The sequence below is a fragment of the Streptomyces sp. NPDC096152 genome (assembly GCF_044763235.1).
In the GTDB taxonomy this organism is placed as follows: Bacteria; Actinomycetota; Actinomycetes; order Streptomycetales; family Streptomycetaceae; genus Streptomyces.
Map to the genome: position 1 here is coordinate 363,892 of NZ_JBIWFW010000004.1, position 25,493 is coordinate 389,384.

25 protein-coding genes are annotated in these 25,493 nt (G+C 71.5%); 12 read left to right on the forward strand and 13 right to left on the reverse strand.

Annotated elements, in window-relative coordinates:
- Positions 1–71 precede the first annotated feature (71 nt).
- The 8 genes from ACIQ9G_RS16170 (at position 72) to pssA (ending at position 9,088) form a co-directional block, all read left to right on the forward strand.
- Entirely contained in the window at positions 72–890 is an 819-nt protein-coding gene (locus ACIQ9G_RS16170; protein ID WP_403609314.1) for a TetR family transcriptional regulator, read from the forward strand.
- 458 nt (positions 891–1,348) lie between these two features.
- Entirely contained in the window at positions 1,349–2,686 is a 1,338-nt protein-coding gene (gene ccrA, locus ACIQ9G_RS16175; protein WP_403610043.1) for a crotonyl-CoA carboxylase/reductase, read from the forward strand.
- 17 nt (positions 2,687–2,703) lie between these two features.
- On the forward strand, positions 2,704–4,731 hold the full coding sequence (locus ACIQ9G_RS16180) for a protein meaA (RefSeq protein ID WP_403609317.1): 2,028 nt from the start codon (positions 2,704–2,706) through the stop codon (positions 4,729–4,731).
- Positions 4,728–5,693 carry an HpcH/HpaI aldolase/citrate lyase family protein gene (locus ACIQ9G_RS16185; RefSeq protein ID WP_403609320.1) on the forward strand — a complete coding sequence of 322 codons (966 nt, stop codon included), beginning with the start codon at positions 4,728–4,730 and terminating at the stop codon, positions 5,691–5,693. The genes ACIQ9G_RS16180 and ACIQ9G_RS16185 overlap by 4 nt, the downstream gene beginning before the upstream one ends.
- A gap of 5 nt (positions 5,694–5,698) precedes the next feature.
- Positions 5,699–6,211 (forward strand): MaoC family dehydratase, encoded by a 513-nt coding sequence (locus tag ACIQ9G_RS16190; protein ID WP_403609323.1) that lies wholly within the window; start codon positions 5,699–5,701, stop codon positions 6,209–6,211.
- 3 nt (positions 6,212–6,214) lie between these two features.
- Complete coding sequence (locus tag ACIQ9G_RS16195; RefSeq protein ID WP_403609326.1) at positions 6,215–7,420, forward strand: acyl-CoA dehydrogenase family protein; 1,206 nt, start codon at positions 6,215–6,217, stop codon at positions 7,418–7,420.
- 170 nt (positions 7,421–7,590) lie between these two features.
- Entirely contained in the window at positions 7,591–8,247 is a 657-nt protein-coding gene (locus ACIQ9G_RS16200) for a phosphatidylserine decarboxylase (RefSeq protein WP_392192627.1), read from the forward strand.
- Positions 8,248–8,269: 22 nt separating this feature from the next.
- Entirely contained in the window at positions 8,270–9,088 is an 819-nt protein-coding gene (pssA, locus tag ACIQ9G_RS16205; RefSeq protein ID WP_403610045.1) for a CDP-diacylglycerol--serine O-phosphatidyltransferase, read from the forward strand.
- Positions 9,089–9,218: 130 nt separating this feature from the next.
- On the opposite strand, the gene ACIQ9G_RS16210 is transcribed toward pssA, so the two are convergent.
- Complete coding sequence (locus ACIQ9G_RS16210; protein ID WP_403610047.1) at positions 9,219–10,337, reverse strand: glycerate kinase; 1,119 nt, start codon at positions 10,335–10,337, stop codon at positions 9,219–9,221.
- A 228-nt stretch (positions 10,338–10,565) separates the two neighbouring features.
- Between ACIQ9G_RS16210 and ACIQ9G_RS16215 the strand changes: the two genes are divergently transcribed.
- Positions 10,566–11,777: an ADP-ribosylglycohydrolase family protein gene (locus ACIQ9G_RS16215; protein WP_403609328.1), complete on the forward strand. Its 1,212-nt coding sequence runs from the start codon at positions 10,566–10,568 to the stop codon at positions 11,775–11,777.
- 13 nt (positions 11,778–11,790) lie between these two features.
- On the opposite strand, the gene ACIQ9G_RS16220 is transcribed toward ACIQ9G_RS16215, so the two are convergent.
- Entirely contained in the window at positions 11,791–12,999 is a 1,209-nt protein-coding gene (locus ACIQ9G_RS16220) for an RNA-guided endonuclease InsQ/TnpB family protein (protein ID WP_403609331.1), read from the reverse strand.
- 140 nt (positions 13,000–13,139) lie between these two features.
- On the opposite strand from ACIQ9G_RS16220, the gene ACIQ9G_RS16225 reads away from it, so the two are divergent.
- Positions 13,140–13,637: an NUDIX domain-containing protein gene (locus tag ACIQ9G_RS16225; protein ID WP_403609334.1), complete on the forward strand. Its 498-nt coding sequence runs from the start codon at positions 13,140–13,142 to the stop codon at positions 13,635–13,637.
- A 105-nt stretch (positions 13,638–13,742) separates the two neighbouring features.
- Here ACIQ9G_RS16225 and ACIQ9G_RS16230 read toward each other — a convergent pair whose 3' ends face one another.
- The 5 genes from ACIQ9G_RS16230 to ACIQ9G_RS16250 all read right to left on the reverse strand — a co-directional run bounded on the left by ACIQ9G_RS16230 (position 13,743) and on the right by ACIQ9G_RS16250 (position 18,735).
- The gene (locus tag ACIQ9G_RS16230; protein ID WP_403609336.1) at positions 13,743–14,228 is read right to left on the reverse strand and encodes a methylated-DNA--[protein]-cysteine S-methyltransferase; all 486 of its coding nucleotides are present in this window, start codon (positions 14,226–14,228) and stop codon (positions 13,743–13,745) included.
- A 9-nt stretch (positions 14,229–14,237) separates the two neighbouring features.
- Positions 14,238–15,743, reverse strand: a complete 1,506-nt coding sequence (locus ACIQ9G_RS16235) for an AlkA N-terminal domain-containing protein (RefSeq protein ID WP_403609339.1) — start codon at positions 15,741–15,743, stop codon at positions 14,238–14,240.
- Between the two features lie 79 nt (positions 15,744–15,822).
- Positions 15,823–16,347 (reverse strand): O-acetyl-ADP-ribose deacetylase, encoded by a 525-nt coding sequence (locus tag ACIQ9G_RS16240; RefSeq protein WP_403609342.1) that lies wholly within the window; start codon positions 16,345–16,347, stop codon positions 15,823–15,825.
- Positions 16,344–17,753 carry a phytoene desaturase family protein gene (locus ACIQ9G_RS16245; RefSeq protein WP_403609345.1) on the reverse strand — a complete coding sequence of 470 codons (1,410 nt, stop codon included), beginning with the start codon at positions 17,751–17,753 and terminating at the stop codon, positions 16,344–16,346. Before ACIQ9G_RS16245 ends, ACIQ9G_RS16240 begins: the two co-directional genes overlap by 4 nt.
- A gap of 142 nt (positions 17,754–17,895) precedes the next feature.
- Complete coding sequence (locus ACIQ9G_RS16250) at positions 17,896–18,735, reverse strand: inositol monophosphatase family protein (RefSeq protein WP_403609347.1); 840 nt, start codon at positions 18,733–18,735, stop codon at positions 17,896–17,898.
- Positions 18,736–19,007: 272 nt separating this feature from the next.
- Between ACIQ9G_RS16250 and ACIQ9G_RS16255 the strand changes: the two genes are divergently transcribed.
- Complete coding sequence (locus tag ACIQ9G_RS16255) at positions 19,008–19,370, forward strand: helix-turn-helix domain-containing protein (protein WP_403609350.1); 363 nt, start codon at positions 19,008–19,010, stop codon at positions 19,368–19,370.
- Between the two features lie 77 nt (positions 19,371–19,447).
- On the opposite strand, the gene ACIQ9G_RS16260 is transcribed toward ACIQ9G_RS16255, so the two are convergent.
- The 6 genes from ACIQ9G_RS16260 to ACIQ9G_RS16285 all read right to left on the reverse strand — a co-directional run bounded on the left by ACIQ9G_RS16260 (position 19,448) and on the right by ACIQ9G_RS16285 (position 23,941).
- Positions 19,448–19,600, reverse strand: a complete 153-nt coding sequence (locus ACIQ9G_RS16260) for a hypothetical protein (RefSeq protein ID WP_403609352.1) — start codon at positions 19,598–19,600, stop codon at positions 19,448–19,450.
- A gap of 20 nt (positions 19,601–19,620) precedes the next feature.
- Positions 19,621–20,457: an IS3 family transposase gene (locus ACIQ9G_RS16265; RefSeq protein ID WP_403609355.1), complete on the reverse strand. Its 837-nt coding sequence runs from the start codon at positions 20,455–20,457 to the stop codon at positions 19,621–19,623.
- Positions 20,454–20,711: a transposase gene (locus tag ACIQ9G_RS16270; protein WP_403609357.1), complete on the reverse strand. Its 258-nt coding sequence runs from the start codon at positions 20,709–20,711 to the stop codon at positions 20,454–20,456. The genes ACIQ9G_RS16265 and ACIQ9G_RS16270 overlap by 4 nt, the downstream gene beginning before the upstream one ends.
- Positions 20,712–20,924: 213 nt before the next feature.
- On the reverse strand, positions 20,925–21,608 hold the full coding sequence (locus tag ACIQ9G_RS16275; RefSeq protein WP_403609360.1) for a hypothetical protein: 684 nt from the start codon (positions 21,606–21,608) through the stop codon (positions 20,925–20,927).
- Positions 21,609–21,635: 27 nt separating this feature from the next.
- Positions 21,636–23,435: a hypothetical protein gene (locus ACIQ9G_RS16280; RefSeq protein WP_403609362.1), complete on the reverse strand. Its 1,800-nt coding sequence runs from the start codon at positions 23,433–23,435 to the stop codon at positions 21,636–21,638.
- A 293-nt stretch (positions 23,436–23,728) separates the two neighbouring features.
- Positions 23,729–23,941, reverse strand: a complete 213-nt coding sequence (locus ACIQ9G_RS16285) for a hypothetical protein (RefSeq protein ID WP_392192571.1) — start codon at positions 23,939–23,941, stop codon at positions 23,729–23,731.
- 1,009 nt (positions 23,942–24,950) lie between these two features.
- On the opposite strand from ACIQ9G_RS16285, the gene ACIQ9G_RS16290 reads away from it, so the two are divergent.
- The gene (locus tag ACIQ9G_RS16290; RefSeq protein WP_403609365.1) at positions 24,951–25,379 is read left to right on the forward strand and encodes a hypothetical protein; all 429 of its coding nucleotides are present in this window, start codon (positions 24,951–24,953) and stop codon (positions 25,377–25,379) included.
- Positions 25,380–25,493: the final 114 nt, after the last annotated feature.

Sequence of the window (25,493 nt, forward strand, 5' to 3'; positions counted from 1 at the left end):
CGTCGCCCGCCGGGGACGGCGGAGGCCGGGGACATGCGCACCAAGCTGCGCGGATGCAGTACGTTCGGGTCATGTCCCAGCCCGCCAGGTCCTCCCGCACACCAGCTACGCCCGACGCGCCGGAAAGTGCCGCAGGCTCTCGCGCCGCCGCCCAACGGCTCAAGATGCGCCGGGAACTGGCGGCCGCCGCGATGGAACTCTTCGCGACGAAGGGCTACGAGGCGACCACCGTCGACGAGATCGCGGCGGCGGCCGGTGTCGCCCGCCGCACCTTCTTCCGCCACTTCCGCTCCAAGGAAGAGGCGATCTTCCCGGACCACGACGACACCCTGATCCGCGCCGAGGCCGTCCTCAACGCCGCCCCGGCGCACGAGCACCCGCTCGACACCGTGTGCCGCGGCATCAAGGAGGTCATGCGGATGTACGCGGCCCGGCCGGAGATCTCGGTCGCCCGCTACAAGCTGACCCGCGAGGTGCCCACGCTGCGCGAGGCGGAGATCGCCTCCGTGGCCCGCTACGAGCGCCTCTTCACGCGCTATCTGCTCGGCCACTTCGACGAGCGGGCGCACGCCGACGACGCCAACGACGACCCGCTGCTCGCCGAGGTGGCCGCCTCCGCCGTGGTCACCGCGCACAACCACGTGCTCCGCCGCTGGCTGCGGGCGGGCGGCCAGGGGGACGTCGAGGCGCAGCTGGACCACGCCTTCGCCATCGTCCGCAAGACCTTCGGCACCGGGATCGGCGCCGGCCGCACCACGGCCCCCGCGGCGGCCGAGGCACCCCCCGCCGCGGTCTCCCAGCAGGGCGAGGTGCTGGTGGCACTGGCCCGCACCGATGCGCCGCTGGACGAGGTGATGCGGACCATCGAGGAGGCGCTGAAGGAGCGCTGAGCCCCTCCGCCGCACGGCGGGCGCTGTGATGACGGCCACCCCTCGGGGTGGCCGTTTTGGCATGTCAGGGGCCCTTTTCTGGGAGCTTGGCGAGCCGATTCGATCGATCATCGCTCATTTGTTACGTAAAGATTTCGCCTGAGCGAAAGTTCTGGCACTCAGTGCCTTGCGAGGTGACACGCGGTGTCATACGTTGAAAGGAGTCCGGGCGGCCGGCGTGCAGAGACCGTACGCACGCCGGCTGTCCCAGCAAGCCGCCCCCAAGCTCTTCGAGCAGGGGGGACCCCCGGCCTGCCCGCCCGGACGCCTGCGTCACAGGCACCTCCCGCGCCACAAAGCGCTGCCGAAGCACCACCCGCCGAACCGACGGCACACCCTCACCCAACCCTCAGCAGCACCGACGTAACCCTCAGCGCCCCTCCCTCAGGGCGCTCTTCGCCGGAGGCAACACCGTGACCGTGAAGGACATCCTGGACGCGATCCAGTCGTCGGACTCCACGTCCGCCGACTTCGCCGCTCTGCCGCTCCCCGAGTCGTACCGCGCGATCACCGTGCACAAGGACGAGACGGAGATGTTCGCGGGCATGCAGACCCGCGACAAGGACCCGCGCAAGTCGCTGCACCTGGACGAGGTGCCGCTGCCCGAGCTGGGCCCGGGCGAGGCCCTGGTGGCTGTCATGGCCTCCTCGGTCAACTACAACTCGGTGTGGACCTCGATCTTCGAGCCGCTGTCCACCTTCGGGTTCCTGGAGCGCTACGGGCGCACCAACGAGCTGGCCAAGCGCCACGACCTGCCGTACCACATCATCGGCTCCGACCTCGCGGGCGTCGTCCTGCGCACCGGCCCCGGTGTCAACGCCTGGCAGCCGGGCGACGAGGTCGTCGCGCACTGCCTGTCGGTCGAGCTGGAGTCGAGCGACGGCCACAACGACACGATGCTCGACCCCGAGCAGCGCATCTGGGGCTTCGAGACCAACTTCGGCGGCCTCGCCGAGATCGCCCTGGTCAAGTCCAACCAGCTGATGCCGAAGCCGGACCACCTCAGCTGGGAGGAGGCCGCCGCCCCGGGCCTGGTCAACTCGACCGCGTACCGGCAGCTGGTCTCCCGCAACGGCGCCGGCATGAAGCAGGGCGACAACGTGCTCATCTGGGGCGCCAGCGGCGGCCTCGGCTCCTACGCCACCCAGTTCGCGCTGGCCGGCGGCGCCAACCCGATCTGCGTCGTCTCCAGCGACCAGAAGGCGGACATCTGCCGGTCCATGGGCGCCGAGGCGATCATCGACCGCAACGCCGAGGGCTACAAGTTCTGGAAGGACGAGCACACCCAGGACCCGAAGGAGTGGAAGCGCTTCGGCAAGCGCATCCGCGAGCTCACCGGCGGCGAGGACATCGACATCGTCTTCGAGCACCCGGGCCGCGAGACCTTCGGCGCGAGCGTCTACGTGACCCGCAAGGGCGGCACCATCACGACCTGCGCCTCCACCTCGGGCTACATGCACGAGTACGACAACCGCTACCTGTGGATGTCCCTGAAGCGCATCATCGGCTCCCACTTCGCCAACTACCGCGAGGCCTGGGAGGCCAACCGCCTCATCGCCAAGGGCAAGATCCACCCGACGCTGTCCAAGGTGTACTCGCTGGAGGACACCGGCCAGGCCGCCCACGACGTGCACCGCAACGTCCACCAGGGCAAGGTCGGCGTGCTGTGCCTGGCCCCCGAGGAGGGCCTGGGCGTGCGCGATGAGGAGATGCGCGCCAAGCACATCGACGCCATCAACCGCTTCCGGAACATCTGAGCCACCGGAGGTCATAGATGACTGAGCGTCAGAAGGACCGGCCGTGGCTCATGCGCACGTACGCCGGTCACTCCACGGCCGAGGCGTCCAACGAGCTGTACCGGCGCAACCTCGCCAAGGGGCAGACGGGTCTGTCGGTGGCGTTCGACCTGCCGACACAGACCGGCTACGACTCCGACCACGTCCTCGCCCGCGGCGAGGTCGGCCGGGTCGGCGTGCCGGTCGCGCACCTCGGTGACATGCGCCGGCTGTTCCAGGACATCCCCCTGGAGCAGATGAACACCTCGATGACGATCAACGCCACCGCCATGTGGCTGCTGGCGCTCTACCAGGTCGTCGCCGAGGAGCAGGGCGCGGACATCACCAAGCTCCAGGGCACGACCCAGAACGACATCGTCAAGGAGTACCTCTCCCGCGGCACGCACGTCTTCCCGCCGGGACCGAGCCTGCGCCTGACGACGGACATGATCGCGTACACGGTCTCCCACATGCCGAAGTGGAACCCGATCAACATCTGCAGCTACCACCTGCAGGAGGCCGGGGCCACGCCGGTGCAGGAGATCGCGTACGCGATGTCCACCGCGATCGCCGTGCTCGACGCGGTGCGCGACAGCGGCCAGGTGCCGCAGGAGCGCATGGGCGACGTGGTCGGCCGTATCTCCTTCTTCGTCAACGCGGGCGTCCGCTTCGTCGAGGAGATGTGCAAGATGCGGGCGTTCGGCCGTATCTGGGACAGGATCACGCACGAGCGGTACGGCATCGAGAACCCCAAGCACCGCCGCTTCCGCTACGGCGTCCAGGTGAACTCCCTCGGGCTGACCGAGGCGCAGCCGGAGAACAACATCCAGCGGATCGTGCTGGAGATGCTCGCCGTCACCCTCTCCAAGGACGCCCGCGCGCGGGCCGTGCAGCTGCCCGCCTGGAACGAGGCCCTGGGCCTGCCCCGCCCCTGGGACCAGCAGTGGTCGCTGCGCATCCAGCAGGTGCTCGCCTACGAGAGCGACCTGCTGGAGTACGAGGACATCTTCGAGGGCTCGAAGGTCATCGAGGCGAAGGTGGAGGAGCTGGTCGCCCAGTCCCTCGCCGAGATCGAGCGCATCCAGGAGATGGGCGGCGCGATGGCCGCCGTGGAGTCCGGCTACCTGAAGTCGCAGCTGGTCGCCTCGCACGCCGAGCGCCGGGCCCGGATCGAGTCGGGCCAGGAGAAGATCGTCGGCGTGAACGCCTTCGAGGGCACCGAGCCCAACCCGCTCACCGCCGACCTGGACACCGCGATCCAGACGGTGGACCCGGCTGTCGAGGCCCGGGTCGTCGAGTCCCTCCAGCACTGGCGCGACACCCGCTACCAGCCGCCCTTCAACCACCCGCGCCCCTGCAAGGCGCTGGAGCGGCTGAAGGAGGCGGCCAAGGGCACCGGCAACCTCATGGAGGCCACCCTGGAGTGCGCCCGCGCCGGCGTCACGACCGGCGAGTGGGCCGGGGCCCTGCGCGAGGTGTTCGGCGAGTTCCGGGCCCCGACCGGCGTGTCGTCCGCCCCGGTGGCCGTCGCCGCCGAGGAGGGCACCGGGCTGGCCCGGGTACGCCGCAAGGTGGACCTGACGGCGCGCGACCTCGGGGTCGGCAAGCTGCGCTTCCTGGTCGGCAAGCCGGGCCTGGACGGGCACTCCAACGGCGCCGAGCAGATCGCCGTGCGGGCTCGCGACGCCGGGTTCGAGGTGGTCTACCAGGGCATTCGGCTCACTCCGGAGCAGATCGTGGACGCGGCCCTCGCCGAGGACGTGCACGCGGTGGGCCTGTCCATCCTCTCCGGCTCGCACGCCCAGCTGGTGCCGGACGTGCTGGAGCGGCTGCGTGTGGCCGGTGCCACAGATATACCGGTGATCGCCGGTGGCATCATCCCGAATGGTGACGCCGAGCAGCTCAGGTCGGCCGGCGTGGCCGCCGTCTTCACCCCGAAGGACTTCGACATCACCGGCATCATCGGCCGCATCGTCGACGAGATCCGGAAAGCGAACAAGCTCGACCCCCTGGAGGTCCCCGCATGACCACCCCCGTCAACCGCCTTCGCCCGCGGCGCTCCTGCCTCGCCGTGCCGGGTAGCAACCCCCGCTTCCTGGAGAAGGCACAGGGCCTCCCCGCCGACCAGGTCTTCCTGGACCTGGAGGACGCGTGCGCGCCGCTCGCCAAGCCCGAGGCGCGGCACACCATCGTCAAGTTCCTCAACGAGGGCGACTGGACGGGCAAGACCAGGGTGGTGCGCGTCAACGACTGGACGACCGAGTGGACGTACCGCGACGTCGTGACGGTTGTCGAGGGCGCGGGGCAGAACCTCGACTGCATCATGCTGCCGAAGGTGCAGGACGCCCAGCAGGTCGTCGCCCTGGACCTGCTGCTGACGCAGATCGAGAAGACCATGGGCTTCGAGGTCGGCCGTATCGGCATCGAGGCGCAGATCGAGAACGCCCAGGGCCTCAACAACGTCAACGAGATCGCGCAGGCCTCCCCGCGCGTGGAGACGATCATCTTCGGCCCGGCCGACTTCATGGCCTCCATCAACATGAAGTCGCTGGTCGTGGGCGAGCAGCCGCCCGGCTACCCGGCGGACGCCTACCACTACATCCTGATGAAGATCCTGATGGCCGCCCGCGCCAACAACCTCCAGGCGATCGACGGCCCCTACCTCCAGATCCGCAACGTCGACGGCTACCGCGAGGTGGCCCAGCGTGCCGCGGCCCTCGGCTTCGACGGCAAGTGGGTGCTGCACCCCGGCCAGGTCGAGGCGTCCAACGAGATCTTCTCGCCGTCCCAGGAGGACTACGACCACGCCGAGCTGATCCTGGACGCGTACGACTACTACACGTCCGAGGCGGGCGGCAAGAAGGGCTCCGCGATGCTCGGCGACGAGATGATCGACGAGGCCAGCCGCAAGATGGCCCTTGTCGTCTCCGGCAAGGGCCGGGCCGCCGGCATGCAGCGCACGTCGAAGTTCGAGATCCCGGAGGCCTGAGCGCGATGCAGTTCGGACGCACCTACGAGGAGTTCGAGGTCGGGGCGACGTACAAGCACTGGCCGGGCAAGACGGTCACGGAGTACGACGACCACCTGTTCTGTCTCCTCACCATGAACCACCACCCGCTCCACATGGACGTCAACTACGCCGAGAAGACGACGGACTTCGGCAGGAACGTCGTGGTGGGCAACTACATCTACTCGCTCCTGCTCGGCATGTCCGTGCCGGACGTCTCCGGCAAGGCGATCGCCAACCTGGAGATCGAGTCGCTCAAGCACGTGGCGCCCACCTTCCACGGGGACACGATCTACGGCGAGACGACGGTGCTCGACAAGTGGCCGTCGAAGTCGAAGAACGACCGCGGCATCGTCCACGTCGAGACCAAGGGCTACAAACAGGACGGCACCCTGGTGTGCGTGTTCCGCCGCAAGGTGATGGTGCCGACCGAGACGTACATCAAGGAGCGCGGCGGCGAGCAGCCCGGCCGCCCGGAACCGAAGCAGCAGGAGAAGTAGGCCATGGCCCGTCTCGCCCAGACCGCCGGTCTGACCGACGTCCAGCAGGAGATCGTCTCCACCGTCCGGGACTTCGTGGACAAGGAGATCATCCCGGTCGCGACCGGGCTGGAGCACCGCGACGAGTACCCGCAAGCGATCGTCGACGGCCTGAAGGAACTCGGCCTGTTCGGTCTGATGATCCCCGAGGAGTACGGGGGTCTGGGCGAGTCCCTCCTGACGTACGCCCTGTGCGTGGAGGAGATCGCCCGCGGCTGGATGTCGGTGTCCGGCATCATCAACACGCACTTCATCGTGGCGTACATGCTCAAGCAGCACGGCACGCAGGAGCAGAAGGACCACTTCCTGCCGAGGATGGCGGCCGGCGACATCCGCGGCGCCTTCTCGATGTCGGAGCCGGCCCTCGGCTCCGACGTGTCGGCGATCTCGTCGAAGGCGGTGAAGGACGGCGACGAGTACGTCCTGACCGGTCAGAAGATGTGGCTGACGAACGGCGGTACGTCCTCGCTCGTCGCCGTACTGGTGCGAAGTGACGAAGGTCACCCCGAGGGCACCGCGCCCCACAAGTCCATGACCACCTTCCTGGTCGAGAAGGAGCCCGGCTTCGGAGAGGTCCGCCCCGGCCTCACCATCCCGGGCAAGATCGACAAGATGGGCTACAAGGGCGTCGACACCACCGAGTTGATCATGGACGGCCTGCGCATTCCGGCCGATCGGGTGCTCGGCGGCGTCACCGGCCGAGGTTTCTACCAGATGATGGACGGCGTCGAGGTGGGCCGCGTGAATGTGGCGGCCCGTGGCTGCGGCGTCGCGCAGCGTGCGTTCGAACTCGGGGTCCAGTACGCCCAGCAGCGCCACACCTTCGGCAAGCCGATCGCGCAGCACCAGGCGATTCAGTTCAAACTCGCGGAAATGGCCACCAAGGTCGAGGCCGCGCATGCGATGATGGTGAACGCAGCGCGCAAAAAGGACTCCGGTGAGCGAAACGACCTCGAGGCAGGGATGGCGAAGTACCTCGCCTCCGAGTACTGCAAGGAGGTCGTGGAGGACGCCTTCCGGATCCACGGCGGCTACGGCTTCTCCAAGGAGTACGAGATCGAGCGCCTCTACCGTGAGGCTCCGATGCTGCTCATCGGTGAGGGTACCGCCGAGATCCAGAAAATGATCATCGGCCGCAGGCTGCTCGAGGAGTATCGATTCCAGGGCTGAATGTACTGCTTCGGGGTGTTTTCTTCGAGAAGAAGATCACACCCCGTCAGCGGCCTTCGGCCTCCGACTCGGTTGCTCGACTTACCCAGTTGTGGCCCTGAACCGCTACGATCGCCGGAAAGCCGCCGTCCCCCGTCAGAGCGCGGCATCATCCGCTACGAAGGTCATCCATGCCCCACAGCCAAACCTCTGCACCACGCGACAGCCGAGCCGGCGTACGCCTCGCGCGCGGAGCATCGCCGTGGCTTCTCCCGACCGTCGCCACCGCAGCCCTCAGCCTGGCACGCGCCCGCCGCTCGGGTGCCGCCAAGGCCGTCGCCGTCCCCGCCACCGCGCTCGCCGCGGGGATGCTGTGGTTCTTCCGCGACCCCGAGCGCGAGATCGCCCAGGGCAGGGTCATCTCCCCCGCCGACGGTGTGGTGCAGAGCATCATGCCGTGGAAGGACGGCCGCACCCGCGTCGCGATCTTCATGAGCCCGCTGAACGTCCACGTCAACCGCGCCCCGCTGGCCGGTACGGTGACGTCGGTCGAGCACGTCCCCGGTGGGTTCGTGCCGGCGTTCAACAAGGAGAGCGAGAACAACGAGCGGGTCGTCTGGCACTTCGACACCGAGCTCGGTGACATCGAGATGATCCAGATCGCCGGCGCGGTGGCCCGGCGCATCGTTCCGTACATCCCGCAGGGCACCAAGGTCGAGCAGGGCGACCGGATCGGTCTGATCCGCTTCGGCTCGCGCGTCGACCTCTACCTGCCGGAGGGTGTCGAGGTCGCGGTGGAGGTCGGCCAGAAGACGGTGGCTGGGGTGACTCGCATTGACCGTGATTGATCCAGACACCCAGACCGGCTGGGTGCCCGAGGCCGACGCCGCGGACGACGAGGAGGAGATGCCCCTCTCGCTGCGCCTGTCGATAGCGGACACCCTCACCCTCGGCAACGCCACGTGCGGCTTCATGGCGGTGTACTTCACCACCACCGGGATCCTGATCCCGCACCTCACGGGCAGCCAGGAGTCGGGCATGGCCCGGCACAGCGCCGCCACGGCGGTCATCCTGATGCTCTGCGCGGCGGTCTTCGACCTCTTCGACGGCCTCGTCGCCCGGAAGCTGCGCTCGTCGCCGATGGGCGCGGAGCTGGACAACCTCTCCGACCTGATCAGCTTCGGCCTGGCGCCGGCGTACTTCGTGCTGGTCTACGGCATGGTCGCCGACGACGCCCACCAGCGGGTGGCCGCGCTCGGCGCGATCGTGGTGCTGCTGGCCGTGGTGCTCCGGCTCGCGCGCTTCAGCTGCGTGACGGTGAAGGACGGCATCTTCCAGGGCATGCCCTCGCCGTTCGGCGCGCTGACGGTGGTCTCCATCGTCCTGCTGGAGCTGCCCTTCGTGGCGACGCTGCTGGCCATCCTGGGCATCGCGTGGCTGATGGTGAGCCGCGTGGAGTACCCGAAGCCGCGGGGCCGCCTGGCGGTCGCGATGCTGTCGTGGATCGTGCTGTCCATGGGCCTGCTGGCGGCCTGGGCCTTCGACGCCCCGAGCGGCCAGCTGCTGCTGCAGACGGGCTGCGCGCTCCAGCTCGTGATGGGCGCGGTGATCCCGCTGTTCGCCACGGCGCGCAGGGTGCACCACTTCCGCGACAACCGGCGTGAGGCGCGGGCGGCGCAGCTGCCGTAGACGGTCGCCTCCGTCGACAGACGAGCGAGGGGCCCCGAACCGTTCGGACACCGATGGCGTCCGTTCGGTTCGGGGCCCCTCGTCCTTGCGCGTCGCCGCTCACCGGTGGCGGCCGGGCGGCGCCGGGCGCTCAGCGCAGGTAGTCGTGGGCGATGCGCTCCGCGACCCGTTCCAGGATCGGGCCCGCCTCCGCGATACAGCGGGTGACGTCCGGCTCGGTCTCCGTCAGGGGGTACGCGCGGCGGATCCCGGCGCGGGCGAGTGCCTCCGGTGCCAGGGTCAGCCGCCCGCACACCGCGACGACCTCCTTGCCCGCCGCCCGCGCGGCGGCGGCGACCCCGGCCGGTGCCTTTCCGTGCAGGGTCTGCTCGTCCAGCGACCCCTCCCCGGTGATCACCAGGGTCGCCCGCTCCAGAGCGGGCGCGAAGCCGAGCACTTCCAGCATGACGTCGATGCCGGGCCGGAAGCGGGCCCCGAGGAGCAGCGCGCCGTACCCGATGCCGCCGGCGGCTCCCGCGCCCGGCGCGACGGCATACCGCGCCGCCCGGTCCCCGGCAGCCTCCTCCAGCACCTTCGCGTAGTGCGCGAGCGCCGCGTCGAGCGCCGCCACGTCGTCCGGGGAGGCCCCCTTCTGCGGCCCGTACACCGCCGCCGCCCCCTTCGGGCCGGTCAGCGGGTTGTCGACGTCGCTGGCGAGCACCAGCTCGACCGAGGCGAGCCGCGGGTCCAGGCCGGACAGATCCGCCCGGGCGAGCGCCGCGAGCCCTCCGCCCCCGGGCGCCACCGGCTCCCCCTCGGCGTCCAGGAACCGCGCCCCGAGCGCGCAGAGCATCCCCGCGCCCCCGTCCGTCGTAGCGCTCCCGCCGACGCCGAACACGATGGTGCGGGCGCCCGCGTCCAGCGCGGCCCGCAGCAGCTCTCCGGAGCCGTACGTGGAGGCCGTGAGCGGCGCGAGGACACCCGCCGGCAGCCGCTGCAGCCCGCTGGCCTCCGCCATCTCCACCACCGCCGTGTCGCCGCGCAGCGCGAACGCGGCCGTCACCTCGTGCCCGAGGGGCCCGGCGACCCGTACCTCCCGCCGCTCGAACCCGGCCGCGACCGCCGCGTCGACGGTTCCGTCGCCGCCGTCGGCCACCGGCAGCGCCTCCACCTCGACGTCCGGCACGACCCGGCGCAGTCCGGCCGTCACGCACCGTGCGACCTGCACGGCGGTCAGCGACCCCTTGAACTTGTCCGCGGCAACCAGCACCCGCCGTTCCGTCTCCGGTCCGCGCACCGCAGCGTCCGTCACCTTGCCATCCCCTCGCTCTCCGGGCCCCGCACACGTCGGGGCCAGTCGCGCCGCTGCGACCATAGCCGCAGACCACCCCCGCCGTCATGCCCCGCCCGGACGGTGGTCAGGCGGTGCGCGCCGGCCGGGGTCCGGACCCGCCCGCCCCCCGCGCGACCGCTCCCGGAAATGGGGTACTCCTCCCCCATGACCCCTGTGCGCACCGAGCCGGAGCCCACGCTCGCCGACCGCGTCCTCGGAGGCTGGCTGGGCCGGATCGCGGGCAACATGCTCGGCAAGCCGGTCGAGCAGGGCGAGGTGTGGACGCGCGAGCGCATCGACCGCTATCTCCGGCAGGCCGGCGCGCTGCCGCTCACCGGCTACCTCCCGGAACCGGCGGCCGGCACCGACGGCCCCGCGCTGCGCCCGGAGTGGCGCGACTGCGTCCGCGGCCGCGTCCACGGGAGCTGCCGCGACGACGACGTCGACTACGCGATCCTCGGCCTGGACCTGCTGGAGACCCACGGCTTCGCGTTCAGCACCGAGCAGGTCGGGGAGCTGTGGCTGCTGCGGCTGCCGTATCTGCAGACGTTCACCGCCGAACGGGCCGCGTACCGCAATCTGGCGAGTGGGCTGAAGCCGCCGCTGACCGCCACCTACGACAATCCGTACCAGGAGTGGATCGGCGCCCTGATCCGCGCCGACATCTACGGCTGGACCAGCCCCGGCGACCCGCGCCGCGCCGCCCTGCTCGCCCGCCGGGACGCGGTGCTGTCGCACACCGGCAACGGCGTGTACGGCGCGATGTGGGCGGCGGCGCTGATCGCGGCGGCGTTCACCGCCCCGGCCGTCCGCGACGCCGTCGACACCGCGCTCACGGTGATCCCGGCGAGCAGCCGCCTGGCCCGCACCGTACGCCGGGTCGCCTCCCTGCACGAGACGCACCTGCCGTGGGAGGACACGCTCGCCACACTCGCGGAGGAGACGGCGGCCCTCGGCTGGATCCACACGGTCCCGAACGCCGCCGTCCTCACGGCCGGGCTGCTGTACGGCGACGGCGACTTCACCCGCACCCTCGCGCTCACCGTCCGCGGCGGCCTGGACACCGACTCCAACGGCGCGACGGCCGGTTCCGTGGCGGGCGTCCTGGCCGGGGCGGAGGCGATCCCCGCGCAGTGGAAGGACCCGCTGGAGGACACGGTCCGCAGCGCGGTCTTCGGCTTCGACCGCGCCCGCATCAGCGACCTCGCGGACCGGACCCTGCGCCTGGTGCAGGCGGGGGCGCGGGCCGACGCCGCGTCCGGGGCCGGGGAGGGGGCCGAGGCTCCGGAACGTGCGGCGAGGGCCGGCGGTGGGGTCGCCGCGGCCGGCGGCGCGGCGACCGGCTCGGCCTCGGCCGTGGATACCCTTCCTGATTGACTTCCGCCCCCGCCTAAGGGCTGGGGATTCCAACCCTCGCGGGTGGGACTTCCTGCTTCACCGACCGCCGCCCCGTCCGGGAGGACTCCCGTTGAGGTCTTACACCGTCTCCACAGGCAGACACCGCCAGCCCGGCGGCCAGGATGTTGCGCGCCGCGTTCACGTCGCGGTCGTGCACGGTGCCGCACTCGCACGTCCACTCGCGGACGTTCAGCGGCAGTTTCCCGCGGACCGTGCCGCAGTTCCCGCACAGCTTCGAGCTGGGGAACCAGCGGTCGATCACGACGAGTTCGCGCCCGTACCAGGCGCACTTGTACTCCAGCATGGAGCGGAGTTCCGTCCACGACGCGTCGGAGATGGCGCGCGCGAGCTTGCCGTTCTTCAGCAGGTTGCGGACGGTGAGGTCCTCGATCACGACCGTTTGGTTCTCACGGACGAGTCGAGTCGACAGCTTGTGCAGGAAGTCCCGGCGCCGGTCGGCGATCCGGGCGTGGACGCGAGCGACACCCTTACGAGCCTTCTCCCGGTTCGCCGACCCCTTCGCCTTGCGGGACAGTTTCCGCTGGGCCTTGGCTAGGCGTGCGCGCTCGCGCCGCCCGTGCTTCGGGTTGGCAATCTTCTCACCGGTCGACAGGGTCACGAGCGTCGTTATGCCCGCGTCGATTCCGACCGCGTTCGACGTGACCGGAGCCGGAGCGATGTGATCATCGCACAGCAGGGATACGAACCACCGCCCCGCGCTGTCGCGGGACACGGTCACCGTGGTCGGCGCCGCGCCCTCCGGCAGCGGACGCGACCAGCGGATGTCCAACGGCTCGGACATTTTCGCCAGCGTCAGTTTGCCGTCACGCCACTTGAAAGCACTGCGGGTGTACTCGGCCGACGCCCGGGACTTCTTCCGGGACTTGAACCGCGGGTACTTGGCGTGCTTGGCGAAGAAGTTCCCGAATGCCGTCTGCAAGTGCCGGAGCGCCTGTTGGAGCGGGACGGAGGACACCTCGGCGAGGAATGCCAGTTCTTCCGTCTTCTTCCACTCCGTCAACGCGGCGGACGACTGCATGTAGGAGATGCGGCGCTGCTCGCCGTACCACGCCTGGGTGCGTTCCTCCAGCGCCTTGTTGTACACGAGGCGGACGCAGCCGAACGTGCGGGACAACTCTGCTGCCTGCTCGCCCGTGGGGTAAAAGCGGTACTTGAACGCCCGCTTGACCTGCTGCGGCACGCCTCACCTTCTATCAGTTTCCCTGTGAGCATGATTCGTTGCGAGGATGACGCCGCGGTCTCCGCCGCTGCGCGGCTCCACTCCGAGGATGCGTTTCCTCCCCGCCCTGAAGGACGGGGTTTCCACGCAAGGAGAACTTGATGACTACTCCCGATCCCGACTTCGCCACGTACATCGCGGGTCTCCCCCGCGTCCTCGCCGGAGCCGCCGCCCTCTTCCGTGACGCGGACGGGCGGGTGCTGCTCGTCGAGCCCAACTACCGCGACGGATGGGCGCTGCCGGGCGGCACGATCGAGTCCGACGACGGGGAGACCCCGCGCCAGGGCGCGCGCCGCGAGACGCTGGAGGAGATCGGCCTGGACCGCGAGCTCGGGCGGCTGCTCGCCGTGGACTGGGTGCACGGGACGGGCCGCCCGCCGCTGGTGGCGTACCTCTTCGACGGTGGGATCCTCGGCGAGGAGGAGTTCAAGGCGATCCGCCTGCAGGAGGAGGAGCTGCTGTCCTGGCGGCTGGTCCCGCGCGACGAACTCGCCTCTCACCTCCCGGGTGCGCTGGGCCGCCGGGTGCTGACCGCCCTCGATGTGCTGGCCGCGGGCTCGGGCACGGCGGAACTGGAGAATGGCCACCGCGTCGGCTGACCCGGCCGGCCCCGGTGTTCCGGGCCGGCCGTCGGAAGACGGGCCCTCGGAGGACGGGGCGCCGGGACACGGGCCCTCGGAGGACGGGCCGCCGGGGAGCGGCCGTCAGAAGATGGCCGCTCCCCGCTCGAAGTCCAGCAGGCGGCGCTTGCGGTCGAGGCCGCCGCCGTAGCCGGTGAGGCTGCCGTCGGCGCCGACGACGCGGTGGCAGGGGACGATGACGCCGATCGGGTTCCTGCCGTTGGCGAGGCCGACCGCGCGGGAGGCGCCGGGGTTGCCGAGGGCCTCGGCCAGATCGCCGTAGGTGCGCGTCAGGCCGTAGGGGATGGAGCGCAGTTGCTCCCAGACGCGGCGCTGGAACGGGGTTCCGTCCAGGCGGAGTTCGAGGGTGAACTCGGTCAGGCGGCCCGCGAAGTAGGCCTCCAGCTGCTCCTCGGCCGCGTCGAGGGCGGCGAGCCGGGCGCGTTCGCCGAAGGTCTCCTCGGCCGGGCGGTGCCGCTGGCCGGCCATGTACAGGCCGCTGAGGACACCGTCGTCGGCGACGAGGGTGAGGGGGCCGTAGGGGCTGTCGATCACGGTGTGCTGCTTCACGGAACGTCCTCAGACGGGAAGGAAGTTGATCGGGTGGTCGCAGGTCGCCCAGAGGTACTGGACGGCGTAGGCGCGCCAGGGCCGCCAGGCGGCCGCCCGGGCGGTCAGCGCCGCCGGGGTCGACGGCAGGCCCAGCTCCGCGGCGGCGCGCCGGACGCCGAGGTCGGTGGGGAGGAAGGCGTCGGGGTCGCCGAGCGCGCGCATGGCGATGGCCTCCACCGTCCAGGGACCGAAGCCGGGCAGCGCCAGCAGCCGGGCACGGGTCTGCCCCCAGTCGCTCTCCACCCCCAAGTGGATCGCGCCGTCGGCGAGTTGTCCGACGAGTGTGGTGAACGTGGTACGTCGGATGCGGGGCATCGCCAGCGACGCGGGGTCGAGGGCGGCCAGTGCCGCGGGGGCGGGGAACAGGTGGGTGAGGCCGCCCTCCGGGTCGTCCACCGGCTCGCCGTGCGCGGCGACGAGGCGGGCCGCGTGGGTGCGGGCGGCGGCCGTGGACACCTGCTGGCCGAGCACGGCCCGTACCGCGAACTCGGCCTCGTCGACGGTGCGTGGCACCCGGCGGCCCGGGGCCTTGTCGACCAGGGGCGCGAGGACCGGGTCGGTGCGCAGCTGGTCGTCGATCGCGACGGGGTCGGCGTCCAGGTCGAGCATCCGGCGGCAGCGGCTGATGGCGACCGGCAGGTCCCGCAGGTCGCTCAGGGTGAGGCGGCAGGCGATGTGGTCCGTCGCCGGTGTCAGCGCCGCGATCCCGTGCCCGTAGGGCAGGCGCAGGGTCCGGCGGTAGGCGCCGTCGCACCACTCCTCCACGCCCGGTACGGCGGTGGCCGCGAGGTGGCCGAAGAGGTTGTCCGGGTTGAGCGGGGCGCGGAACGGCAGGCGCAGGGAGAGGGCGCCGGGAGTGCCCGGCGCGGGCGTCCCGGCCGGCGTGGCGGCGCTCCGTCGCGGGACGCGGGAGCGCAGTTCGCTGGGTGACAGGGCGAAGACCTCGCGCACGGTGTCGTTGAAGGTGCGGATCGAGGAGAAGCCCGCGGCGAAGGCGATCTCCGCCATCGGCAGGGCGGTGGTCTCGATCAGCAGCCTCGCGGTCTGGGCGCGCTGGGCCCGGGCGAGCGCGAGCGGCCCGGCGCCGACTTCGACGAGCAGCTGGCGCTCGATCTGGCGGGTGCTGTAGCCGAGGCGGGCGGCCAGGCCCGGCACGCCGTCGCGGTCCACGACGCCGTCGGCGATCAGCCGCATGGCGCGGGCCACGAGGTCGGCGCGCCGGTTCCACTCGGGTGAGCCGGGACTGGTGTCGGGGCGGCAGCGCTTGCAGGCCCGGAACCCGCTCTGCTGGCAGGCGGCCGCGCTCGGGTGGAAGGTCATGTTCTCGGGCTTCGGCGGCACCGCGGGGCAGCTGGGCCGGCAGTAGATGCGGGTGGTCAGGACGGCGGTGAAGAACCATCCGTCGAACCGTGCGTCCTTGGACTGGACGGCGCGTACGCAGCGCTCCCGGTCGGTGTGCATCCCGTTCTGCATGGGTCCAGCATCGGGCACCGGCGGGGCGCGGGCTGGCGGGAATCCGACATCGACGTCGGCCGCGCCGCGCCCGCCCGGATCACCGCGCTCCGGTGGGCCCCACCCGGGCGGCGAACGCCTCGTAGGCCGGCTCGTCGAAGAGGACGAAGCGGACCTCCGCCACCGCGGTCGGTGCCTCCCGCACGGTGTCGACCGCGATCCGGGCGCCGTCGTCCATCGGCCAGCCGAAGATGCCGGTGGAGATCGCGGGGAAGGCCACGCTGCGGGCGCCCAGCTCGTCGGCGACGCGCAGCGCCGTGCGGTAGCAGGAGGCGAGCAGGTCCGAGCGGTCCTCGGTGCGGCTGTGCACCGGGCCGACGGTGTGGATCACCCAGCGGGCGTCCAGTGCGCCCGCCGTGGTGGCGACGGCCTGGCCGGTGGGCAGGCCCTTGCCGTACCGCGAGGCCCTCAGGCGGCGGCACTCCTCGAGGATGGCGGGGCCGCCCCGGCGGTGGATCGCGCCGTCGACGCCTCCGCCGCCGAGCAGGGAGGAGTTGGCCGCGTTGACGATCGCGTCGACGGCCTGCCGGGTGATGTCGCCCCGGACGAGCGTGATGGTGGTCATGTCTGCCGCAGCCTGCGCCACACGGCCTTCGCCGCGTTGTGTCCGGACATGCCGTGCACGCCGGGCCCGGGCGGGGTGGCCGACGAGCAGATGAACACGGCCGGGTGCGGGGTGTGGTACGGGAAGAGGGACAGCTTGGGGCGCAGCAGGAGCTGGAGGCCGGAGGCGGCGCCGGTGGCGATGTCGCCGCCGACGTAGTTGGCGTTGCGGGCGGCGAGTTCGGGTGGGCCGGCGGTGGCACGGGCGAGGACGCGGTCGCGGAAGCCCGGGGCGAAGCGCTCCAGTTGGCGTTCCACTGCGTCGGTGAGGTCGCCGGTCCAGCCGTTGGGCACATGGCCGTACGCCCAGAAGACCTGTTTGCCGGCCGGGGCGCGGGTGGGGTCGACGACGCTGGGCTGGACGGTGATGAGGAACGGCGCGTCGGGGGCTCGGCCCTCGCGGGACACGGCGCGCAGCGCGGTGCCGATCTCGGCGGTGTCCGCCCCGATCTGCACGGTGCCGGCGACGCGGGGCTCCTTCGCGGTCCAGGGCACCGGGCCGTCCAGGGCGTAGTCGATCTTGAAGACGCCGGGGCCGTACCGGTAGCCCTCGTAGTACCGGCCGAGGCCGGCGATGCGGGCCAGGGCGGTGGGCGAGGTGTCGAAGACGTACGCCCGCGCGGGCGGGAGGTCGTCGAGGCGCTTGACCTCGTAGTCGGTGTGCAGGGCTCCGCCGAGGTCCTTCAGGTAGGCGGCGAGGGCGTCGGAGATCGCCTGGGAGCCGCCGCGGGCCACCGGCCAGCCGCGGGCGTGTGCGGCCAGGGCGAAGACCAGGCCGATGGCGCCGGTGGCGAAGCCGTCGAGCGGGGCGATCACGTGGGCGACGAGGCCGGCGAAGAGGGTCTTCGCCCGCTCGTCGCGGAAGCGGCGCATCAGCCAGGTGGACGGCGGCAGGCCCCGCAGGCCGAAGCGGGCGAGCGTGACCGGGTCCCGCGGCAGCGCGGTCAGGGGCAGCGACATGAAGTCGCGGACCAGGGTGTCCCAGTGCGGCAGGAACGGCTCGACCAGCCTGCGGTACGCGCCCGCGTCGCGCGGGCCGAAGGAGGCGGCCGTCGCGGCGACCGACCGGGCCAGGACCGCGGCGGTGCCGTCCGTGAAGGGGTGCGCCATGGGCAGCTCGGCGTGCAGCCACTCGAGGCCGTAGCGCCCCAGGGGCAGGGCGCGGAACGCGGGCGAGTTGATGCCGAGCGGGTGCGCGGCGGAGCACGGGTCGTGCCGGAAGCCGGGCAGCGTGAGCTCCTCGGTGCGGGCGCCGCCCCCGACGGTGTCCCGCGCCTCGAACACCGCCACGGAGAACCCGCGCCGGGCGAGCTCCACGGCAGCGGTCAGCCCGTTCGGCCCCGCACCCACCACGACCGCATCGAGCATCGACGGCACCTTCGGACCCCTTCGTCAGCCGATGGCCACTCGGGATCAGGATATGCCGCCGGTCCGACGGCCGGTGTGCGGTGGTCCGGGTGGCCCGCGCCGGGGGCCGGTGGCCGGTGTGGCCCCGGCGGGGCCGGTCCGGTCAGGCCGTGAGCAGGTTCCGCACCCGGTGGGCCGTCGCGGCGTCCCGTGCCGCGGTGAACGGCAGGGTGTTGCCGCCGGTGACGCGGAAGGGATCGCCGGTCAGGGTCAGGTGGGCGCCGCCGGCCTCCTCGACCAGGAGCAGGCCCGCGGCGTGGTCCCAGGCCGCTTCCCACGAGAACGCGGTGGCGTCCAACTCGCCGCGCGCGACGGCGAGATACTCCAGTCCGGCCGAGCCGCAGGGGCGCGCCGCGACACCGTCCGCCCACAGCCCGAGCAGGGCCCGCTTCTGCGCGTCCGTCGTGAAGTCCGGGTGGGAGGTGGCCACGCGCAGGTCGCGGCCCGGTTCCGGCGCGCCCGCGCGCAGCCGCTCGCCGTCCAGGAAGGCACCCTGCCCCCTTACGGCCGTGGCGAGTTGGTCGGGGACCGGGGCGTACGTCCAGGACGCGAGCACGACTCCGCGCCGGGCGAGGGCGACGAGGGTGCAGAAGCCTGGGTCGCCGTGCACGAACTGCCGGGTGCCGTCGACGGGGTCGACGATCCAGACCGGGCGGTCGTCCTGAAGCGCCTCGTAGGTGTCCGGGTCGGCGTGCACCGCCTCCTCGCCGACCACTACGGAGCCGGGCAGCAGGGCTCCGAGCACGCCCGTGAGGTAGAGCTCGGCCAGCCGGTCGGCGTCCGTGACCAGGTCGTGCGGGCCGGACTTCCGCTCCACCTCGTGCTCGGCGAGGCGGCGGAAGCGGGGCAGGATCTCGGCCGCGGCCGCCTTGCGGACGGCCTCCTCCACGTCGGCCGAGTGACGTGCGAGAAACTCTTCGATGGTTTCCGTCTCTTCGATCATGTCTCCATGAGAGCACGAACCGCTGACAGCCCCCGCCGTCGCGGTGCACTCCGGGTGGAATCGGGATGAACTCCGGTCGTCGGCGGTCGGCGTCCACCGCGCAGCCCCGGACCCCGCGCGTAGGGGGCTCCGAATTCGGCCTGGGGCAGGGTGGCGGATGCAGGCGAAAGAAGAAACATGCGGAACGGCCTGAGGATCGGGCCGTTAGACTCATTGACAGGCTGCCTCTCCCCCGACAGGAAGAAGCGGTGGTGCTCAACACACTGCAGCAAATGATCAAGCGCCGGCTGGACCAGAACGGCTGGTCCTACAACGACGTGGCGCGCCGGGGCGGCATCTCACGTTCGACGGTGCACCATCTGGCCACGTCGAGACGGCTGGCCCAGGTGCCGCAGAAGACCACGCTGGAGGGCCTTGCCAAGGGGCTGGGCATACCGGTGGCTCCGGTGCAGCGGGCCGCCGCGGAGGCGGCGGGAGTCAACCTCTACTTCGAGGACTCGCCCGAGATCACCGATCCCGAGGTGGAAATCCTCATCGCGAGCGTGCAGAGGCTGAGCCCGAAGGACCGGCGGCACGTGGCGGTCCTGGTGGAGTCCCTGCTCGAGGCGGGCGGCCCCGAGGCCGACCTGGGCTGACCCTCTCCCGGGAGGAGGTACTTCCCGGCACCGGCCGCGCGGCGGCCGTCGTCCCGCGGGCCGCACAGCCCGGCCCGTCACCGGACGAATCCGGGGGTCTCCGCCGTGGCGATCCAGGTGATGACGGCCTGCACGGTGACGTAGTCCAGCTCGGCCACCGCGAAGACGGCCTGGACGTCGCCGACCTCCAGCGGGACGCCCGCCGCTTCGAGGGCGCAGTACAGCAGCATGCGGTGTGCTTGTGGGGCGGTCAGACCCCGGGGCGCACACGACCGGGTGCCACCGGACCGGGGCAGGGGTGGTGTGAGGTCCATGTGTCCACCTTCTGGAGAGGGAGGTTCGGTCCACGCACCACAAGCCCCTGGTGGGCCAGGCGGTTCAGGACCCTCGACAGTTCCGGGCGCAGTGGGGGGAGGCCGGCGGAGGCCCACAGCGCCGCGAGTGCGCGGTGCACGTGCTCCCAGAAGGTCTCGACCACCGCGTGGTCGTACCAGTCACCCGTGGCCGCGTCGGGCGGCGCGCAGCCGGACCCCAGCGCCCGCTCGGTGAACACACAGCTGAATCCCGGGGCCGCCGAGGCGGGCGCACCCCCGTGCCGGGCCAAGGCCGCCTGAAGAGTCCGCGTGAGGAGGCCGGAGTCCGGGGCGGCGGCGCTGCTCCAGCTCAGCAGGCGCCGTCCGACGCTGTCGAGGACGACCGCCAGGCAGAGGTCGCCCTCCCGCGTACGGCAGACGAAGGTGTCCAGGATCCACCGGGTGCCGGGCGCGACGCACTGCTCGGGGGCGAAGGCCGCCGGGAGACGTCCCGGCATACCGCGGAGCCCCGCCCGCCGCATGAGCCGCTCGACCGTCCCGTGGCTGACCCTGATCCCGAAGCGGCGGTCGAGTTCCTGGCGGATGCGCCGGTAGCCCCAGGTGGAGCCCGACTGCCGGTGGAGGTCGGTGATCAGCCGGGTCAGCCACGCGTGCCGTATGTCCCTGTCCGACGCGGGGCGCTCACGCCACGCGTAGTAGCCGGATTCGGAGACGTTCAGAAGGGCAGCGACCCTGCGCGCGGGAAATCCCTGCTCCACCACGCGCGTGATCACTTCGTAACGCCTTTTGGGGGCATCACGTCGTTCAGGGCGTCGATCGTCCGGCGGCACAGGAGGAGTTCGGCCTCGAGTTCCTGGATGCGGCTCCGGGCCGGGGACGGGACGGCCGGGACGCCGAGGGAGCGCCGCCAGCGGTAGACGGTGCTGGGCGGGATTCCCAGCGTCCGTGCGACTTCTCCCGCCGAGTGCCCTTCGGCGAGGAGTTGAAGAACACGGGTGCGGGATGCTTCGGGGTGCGGGCTGGTCACGGTCTCGGACCTTCCGGGTCGGGCGATGTCGTAGGGCTCCGGGGCCGGCGGTGGTGCGGGAGGCGCACCGCGAGGGAAGTCGCCGGTCCGGATGCCCCCGGTCGGCCGGGGGCATCCGGAAGGGGGGTGACCGCCATGGCCGAACGCGGCCTCCCGGCGCCGGATCGGAGAGCCGGGCTCCGGCCCGGCACCGGACTTCACCTGCTCCGGGCCCTAGACGACGTGGCGGCGCATCGTGACGAAGGGATCGAAGTCGGCCCCGGGGTCGCTTCCGTCGGCCCGGGGAGCCCGTGCGGCCTCCCGGTCGAGAACGGCCTTGATCTCACGGGAGATCGCGTCGGCACGCTCCCGGACCCGGTAGACCGGCAGCGTCGAGGAGCGCAGCTCCGCCGCACGGCGGGCCAGCCCCGCGAGCTCGCTCCGGGCGCTCGCGCTGAGGGTGAAGGCCCGCGGGGTGGCCACGACGAACTGGTAGGCGCCGGCGAAGGTCTGGCAGGAGGGGCAGTGCTCGTTCGCCGCGCGGCCGAGGTTGGTGGCGTGGATCAGCCGTGCGTTGCGGCCGGAGGTGGTGACGATCTGGAACGAGAGGGCGACGGACCGGCACGGCGCCAGCGGAGAGCATCCGACCGACTCGGCCGTGGCGCGGTTGTTCGCCGTCACGGCGACGGACGGGCCGTACTCGTGGACCCTGAACGTTTCGTCGAAGTCGCTCACGTGGGCCCGGTTGGCGCGGCTGTGCGCCAGGTCCACGGCGATGGCGGCACCTCCGCCGGGGAAGCCGGGGCCGGTGGCGGCCGAGGCCATGCTGGTGGTCATGGACAGACCGGCGCCGGCGGCCACGCCGATGCTCACGGCGGCCCTGGCCACGGTGCTCGTGCTGGGCTTGCGGTGCTTCATATCGTTCTCCTGAAGTGGTGAGGGGGGTCAGGTCGTGCTGGGGCTCGGCGACGAGGTCGCCGAGGCGGAGGGGGACGCGGTCGCCGGATCCGTCGCTGAGGCGGACGGCGAAACAGGGGGCGTTCCCCCGGGCCGCGTGCTGGGCGGGGGCGTGGTGGGCGTCCCCGACTGCCTGACGGTGGGCGACGCGGTGGGCGTGGTGCCCGTCCGGGGGGAGGCCGACGCCTGTGTGGGCGTGGCCTTCCCGGTGGGGCCGGGTGACGGAGAGGCGGCCACCGTGGGTCCGGTTCGTCCCGTGCCGGGCTCTGTGGCTCGGACGGTGGGATACGGAGCACGGGACGGCGGTGGCACCGGCTGGACCCGGGGCCGTTCGGCCGGGGGGCTCTCCGCGACCCGGACGCGGGGAACGCCGGGCTGCAGGAGTGGGGTCACGGGTGCCGCGGGCGGAAGCGGCGCGGGTGTCATGCCCTGCCACCAGGCGGCGCCCAGGACGCAGGCGGAGGCGCCGACCGCGACGGCCGCGGCCAGACGCAGGGCGGGTCTGCCCCGTGTGGACCGTACGGCGGCACGGATCAGCCGCGCGAGCACCCGTCCCGCGAGGTAGGTCCCACCGGCCATCGGGCACACGAGCATGAGGGCGCCGATGATGCCGACGCCGCCCGCCGCCAGGTGGCCCGTTCCGAAGGCCTCGACGGTTCCGGTGACTTGTTCGGCGAGGCTCCGGAACGCGGTCGTGAGCAGCCGGGGGAGGTTCCACAGGGCGTAGCACAGCTCCGCGAGGAGCAGGGGGATCATCGTCAGGACCCAGGTGGCGACGATGACGCGCGCGGAGCGCTTCAGGTCGGCCGCTCCGGCGGGCCTGCGTCCGGGCAGCAGGCTCAGCAGGATCGGCTTCACCTTGCCGAACAGGTCGGGCACGCCGGCCAGGTCGCCGAGGATGTAGTAGCCGTCGAGCCGCAGTGCGGGCATCAGCTGTTCCAGAACCTCGAAGTGCGCGAGGTAGACGGCGGCCAGGAAGAACGGCTGCCCTGTCACCAGGTAGCCGACGGTGAGCGCCAGGATGAAGACGGCGTTGAAGTAGACGCCGCCGAAGCCGGTGCGCAGCCGGCCCCGCCTGCCGATCCGGTACACGTCCGTGACGTCGGTGTAGAGCGCGGGCCAGATCAGGTAGATGCCGCACCCGATCTTCCCCGGGACCGCACCGCTGTACTTGCAGGCCGAAGCGTGGCCGAACTCGTGGAAGAGGAGGGAGAGGACGGTGAGCAGGAACACCGCGAGCATCCAGATCGGCTGTTCCAGCACGCGCAGCAGCGGCGTCATGGCGCCGTGGATCGCGAACAGCCACACGTCCACGGCCGCGGTGGCGGTCAGCACCAGCGCCACCATCGGCGGGCGGTGCAGCCAGCTCAGGGCGGCGGCGACGCGGGCGACCCGTGCCTCGTTGAGGATCACCCGGTGGCCGCGCAGGGCCAGCAGGAGGTCGGAGGTGGGGGCCTCGACACACTTTCGCGGGAGTTCTCCCAGCGGGACCGTGACCCCGAGCGGGGTCAGCCGGTTCTCGATGAGGTAGACGACGTTGTCCTCCGTGACCTCCTGCCCGTACCGGCCGCTGACGCGGTGGGAGATGGTCTCCGTGTCACGCACGCCGTCGATCGAGCTGACGATGAGGTAGAGCAGACGGGAGAGCATCAGGACCTGACCGTCGCCGCGGCGGACGACGTACCTGCGGTCGGTGAAACCGGAGCCCTGGTACTGGCCCAGGGTGCTCAGGCCGTCGGTGAGATGGGGCACGGGCCGGCCGGCGGCCGGCGCGCCTTCGGGCTCCATGACCCGTGTGGTCGCGGAGGACGGCTCCTGCGGCTTCGCGGTACGTCCGTCGTCGGGAGGCGGAGAGCCGGCCGTGGGGAGAGTGGGTTCGTTCCGGGCGTGGGACGTGCTGTGTTCTGCGGGCAGCGTCATAGTCTTCTCCACGGCGCGGGTTTCGCTCGGACTCCTTGCGGCGCCTGCGAAGGACCGCCGAAGGGAGCCGGGAGCACCGTCCCACCCGGGTGGGACCCGGGTGGGACGGTGCCCGGCGGACGTCGCGGGGCAGATTCCGCCTGCCCCGCGGCGTCAGCGTGCTACTGGTGGACGCTGATGGCCTGCGACGCCGCGGACTGCGCGACGGCCAGCGGCGAGAACTGGTTCACGGCCGCCGACTCGTTGTGAGCGTCGAGGTTCAGGTACTTCTTCGAGATAGAAGTCGTCTTCGTGAGGTTGAAGGAGAACCGGCCCAGCGCCTCACGACCCGGCAGCAGTTCCGCGGTCTCGGCCTCAAGCTGCTTGATGTCCATAGGAATTTCCTTTCACTCGGGTAAGGACGTGCGACAGGGGAGTAGTCGCACGACGATCGGGAGACACCCGCCGCGGCCGGCCGACGGCTCGCGCGGAAATCGCGACGAGCGACGGAGCCGGTCCGGCGGGTCCTCCGTTCCGTTGCGGCCGGGCGTGGGGCGCCCGGCCGCAACGGCCTGAACAGCGGCACTACGAGAAGGAATGCGTAGCCATGCGTCAACCCCGCTGTCCAGAATCTCCGGACGTTTCGTTCGGAGATCCCGGACGGTAGTCGAAAGCGGAGCTCCGATGCAAACCCGCTATGTCCGACATGTGTTCAAAATCGCTCGCTCGTTCAATAGTTGAGGCCTGCAGCACCGCAAAGCCCCAGGCAGAGACGCCGACTGGAGCAGCTCGCACCCGCTCCCCGCACCGAAGGCAGGGCGCGCGGCGGCGTCCAGCCAGGCCCAACGTGGCGATGAAGAGGCACGCCTGAGCGGAATTCAGGGCGAAGCCCCTGGACGGACACGGGCACGCGAGGACGCAGATCCGGAGGGCCATCGGATCCGGCCGGCCCGACGCGCCGACGCCGTGGGCCCGACCCGCCGAGCGCTGCGCCCTCTGGGCCACACCCCTCACCCCCTCTCCCCGGCGGGCGCCCTCGACGGAACAGGGGGCGGTCACTTGCGGGCATTGCCACGGCCCGGGCCACCCGATCCCGGCCTTTACCATTTCGCACTCCGTGCGATGAGGGTCGCCAAGAGGGCGCGATGCAAATCCGCCCGACTCTTTTATCAATACCGGGGCCGCGAATGGATTCACCTGTTGGAGTTGCCCGGGGAATTGAAAGCCGAGAGCCCGGAAGATCCTCAAAGCAGGGCTTTGACCTGCACTTTCCCTCGGCTGCACGCCACACCGTCCGCACGGTGCACGAATTCGGCATCCCGTGACGGCAGTGAAATCTGAGGTAGCGTCAGCCCGGCCGGTGGAGCAGAAAGGCCGCTCCATCCCGGTCCGAAAGGAGAAGCAGTGAAGAATATTGCCAAGGGCGTGGCAGGCGCACTCCTGGCCGTGGGTGCCGTGGTGGCACCGATGGCCGCGCAGGCCTCCGCCGCCCCGCTGAACGGTGCCGTCACCGCGACGCCGGCGGCTTCGCACCGCGACCCGTACCCCGATCGGGACCACGACGGCGACCAGCGCTTCGACCGCGGCCTCGGGGGGCTGCGTCACACGGACCGTGACGACGACCGGCGGTACGACGACGACTGGCGGTACGGCCACAACCGTCGATACGACAACGACTGGCGGTACGACAACGACTGGCGCTACTACCACGACCGGGACGACCACCGGGGCTGGTCCTGCTGGCGGTACCGCGACCACCACCGGATGAGCTACCGCTACACGTGGGACCGCCACCACTACAGGTGGGTGTGCTCCCCCTACTGGCGCCGCTAGTCGGCCCAGCCCTCCTCGCCGCCCGTGGTCAGGGTTCCCTGACCACGGGCGGCGGTGCTTCGGGCCGGCCCGGGGGGAGCCACTCGGAAGCACGGCAGGGCATCGGCCCGGAAA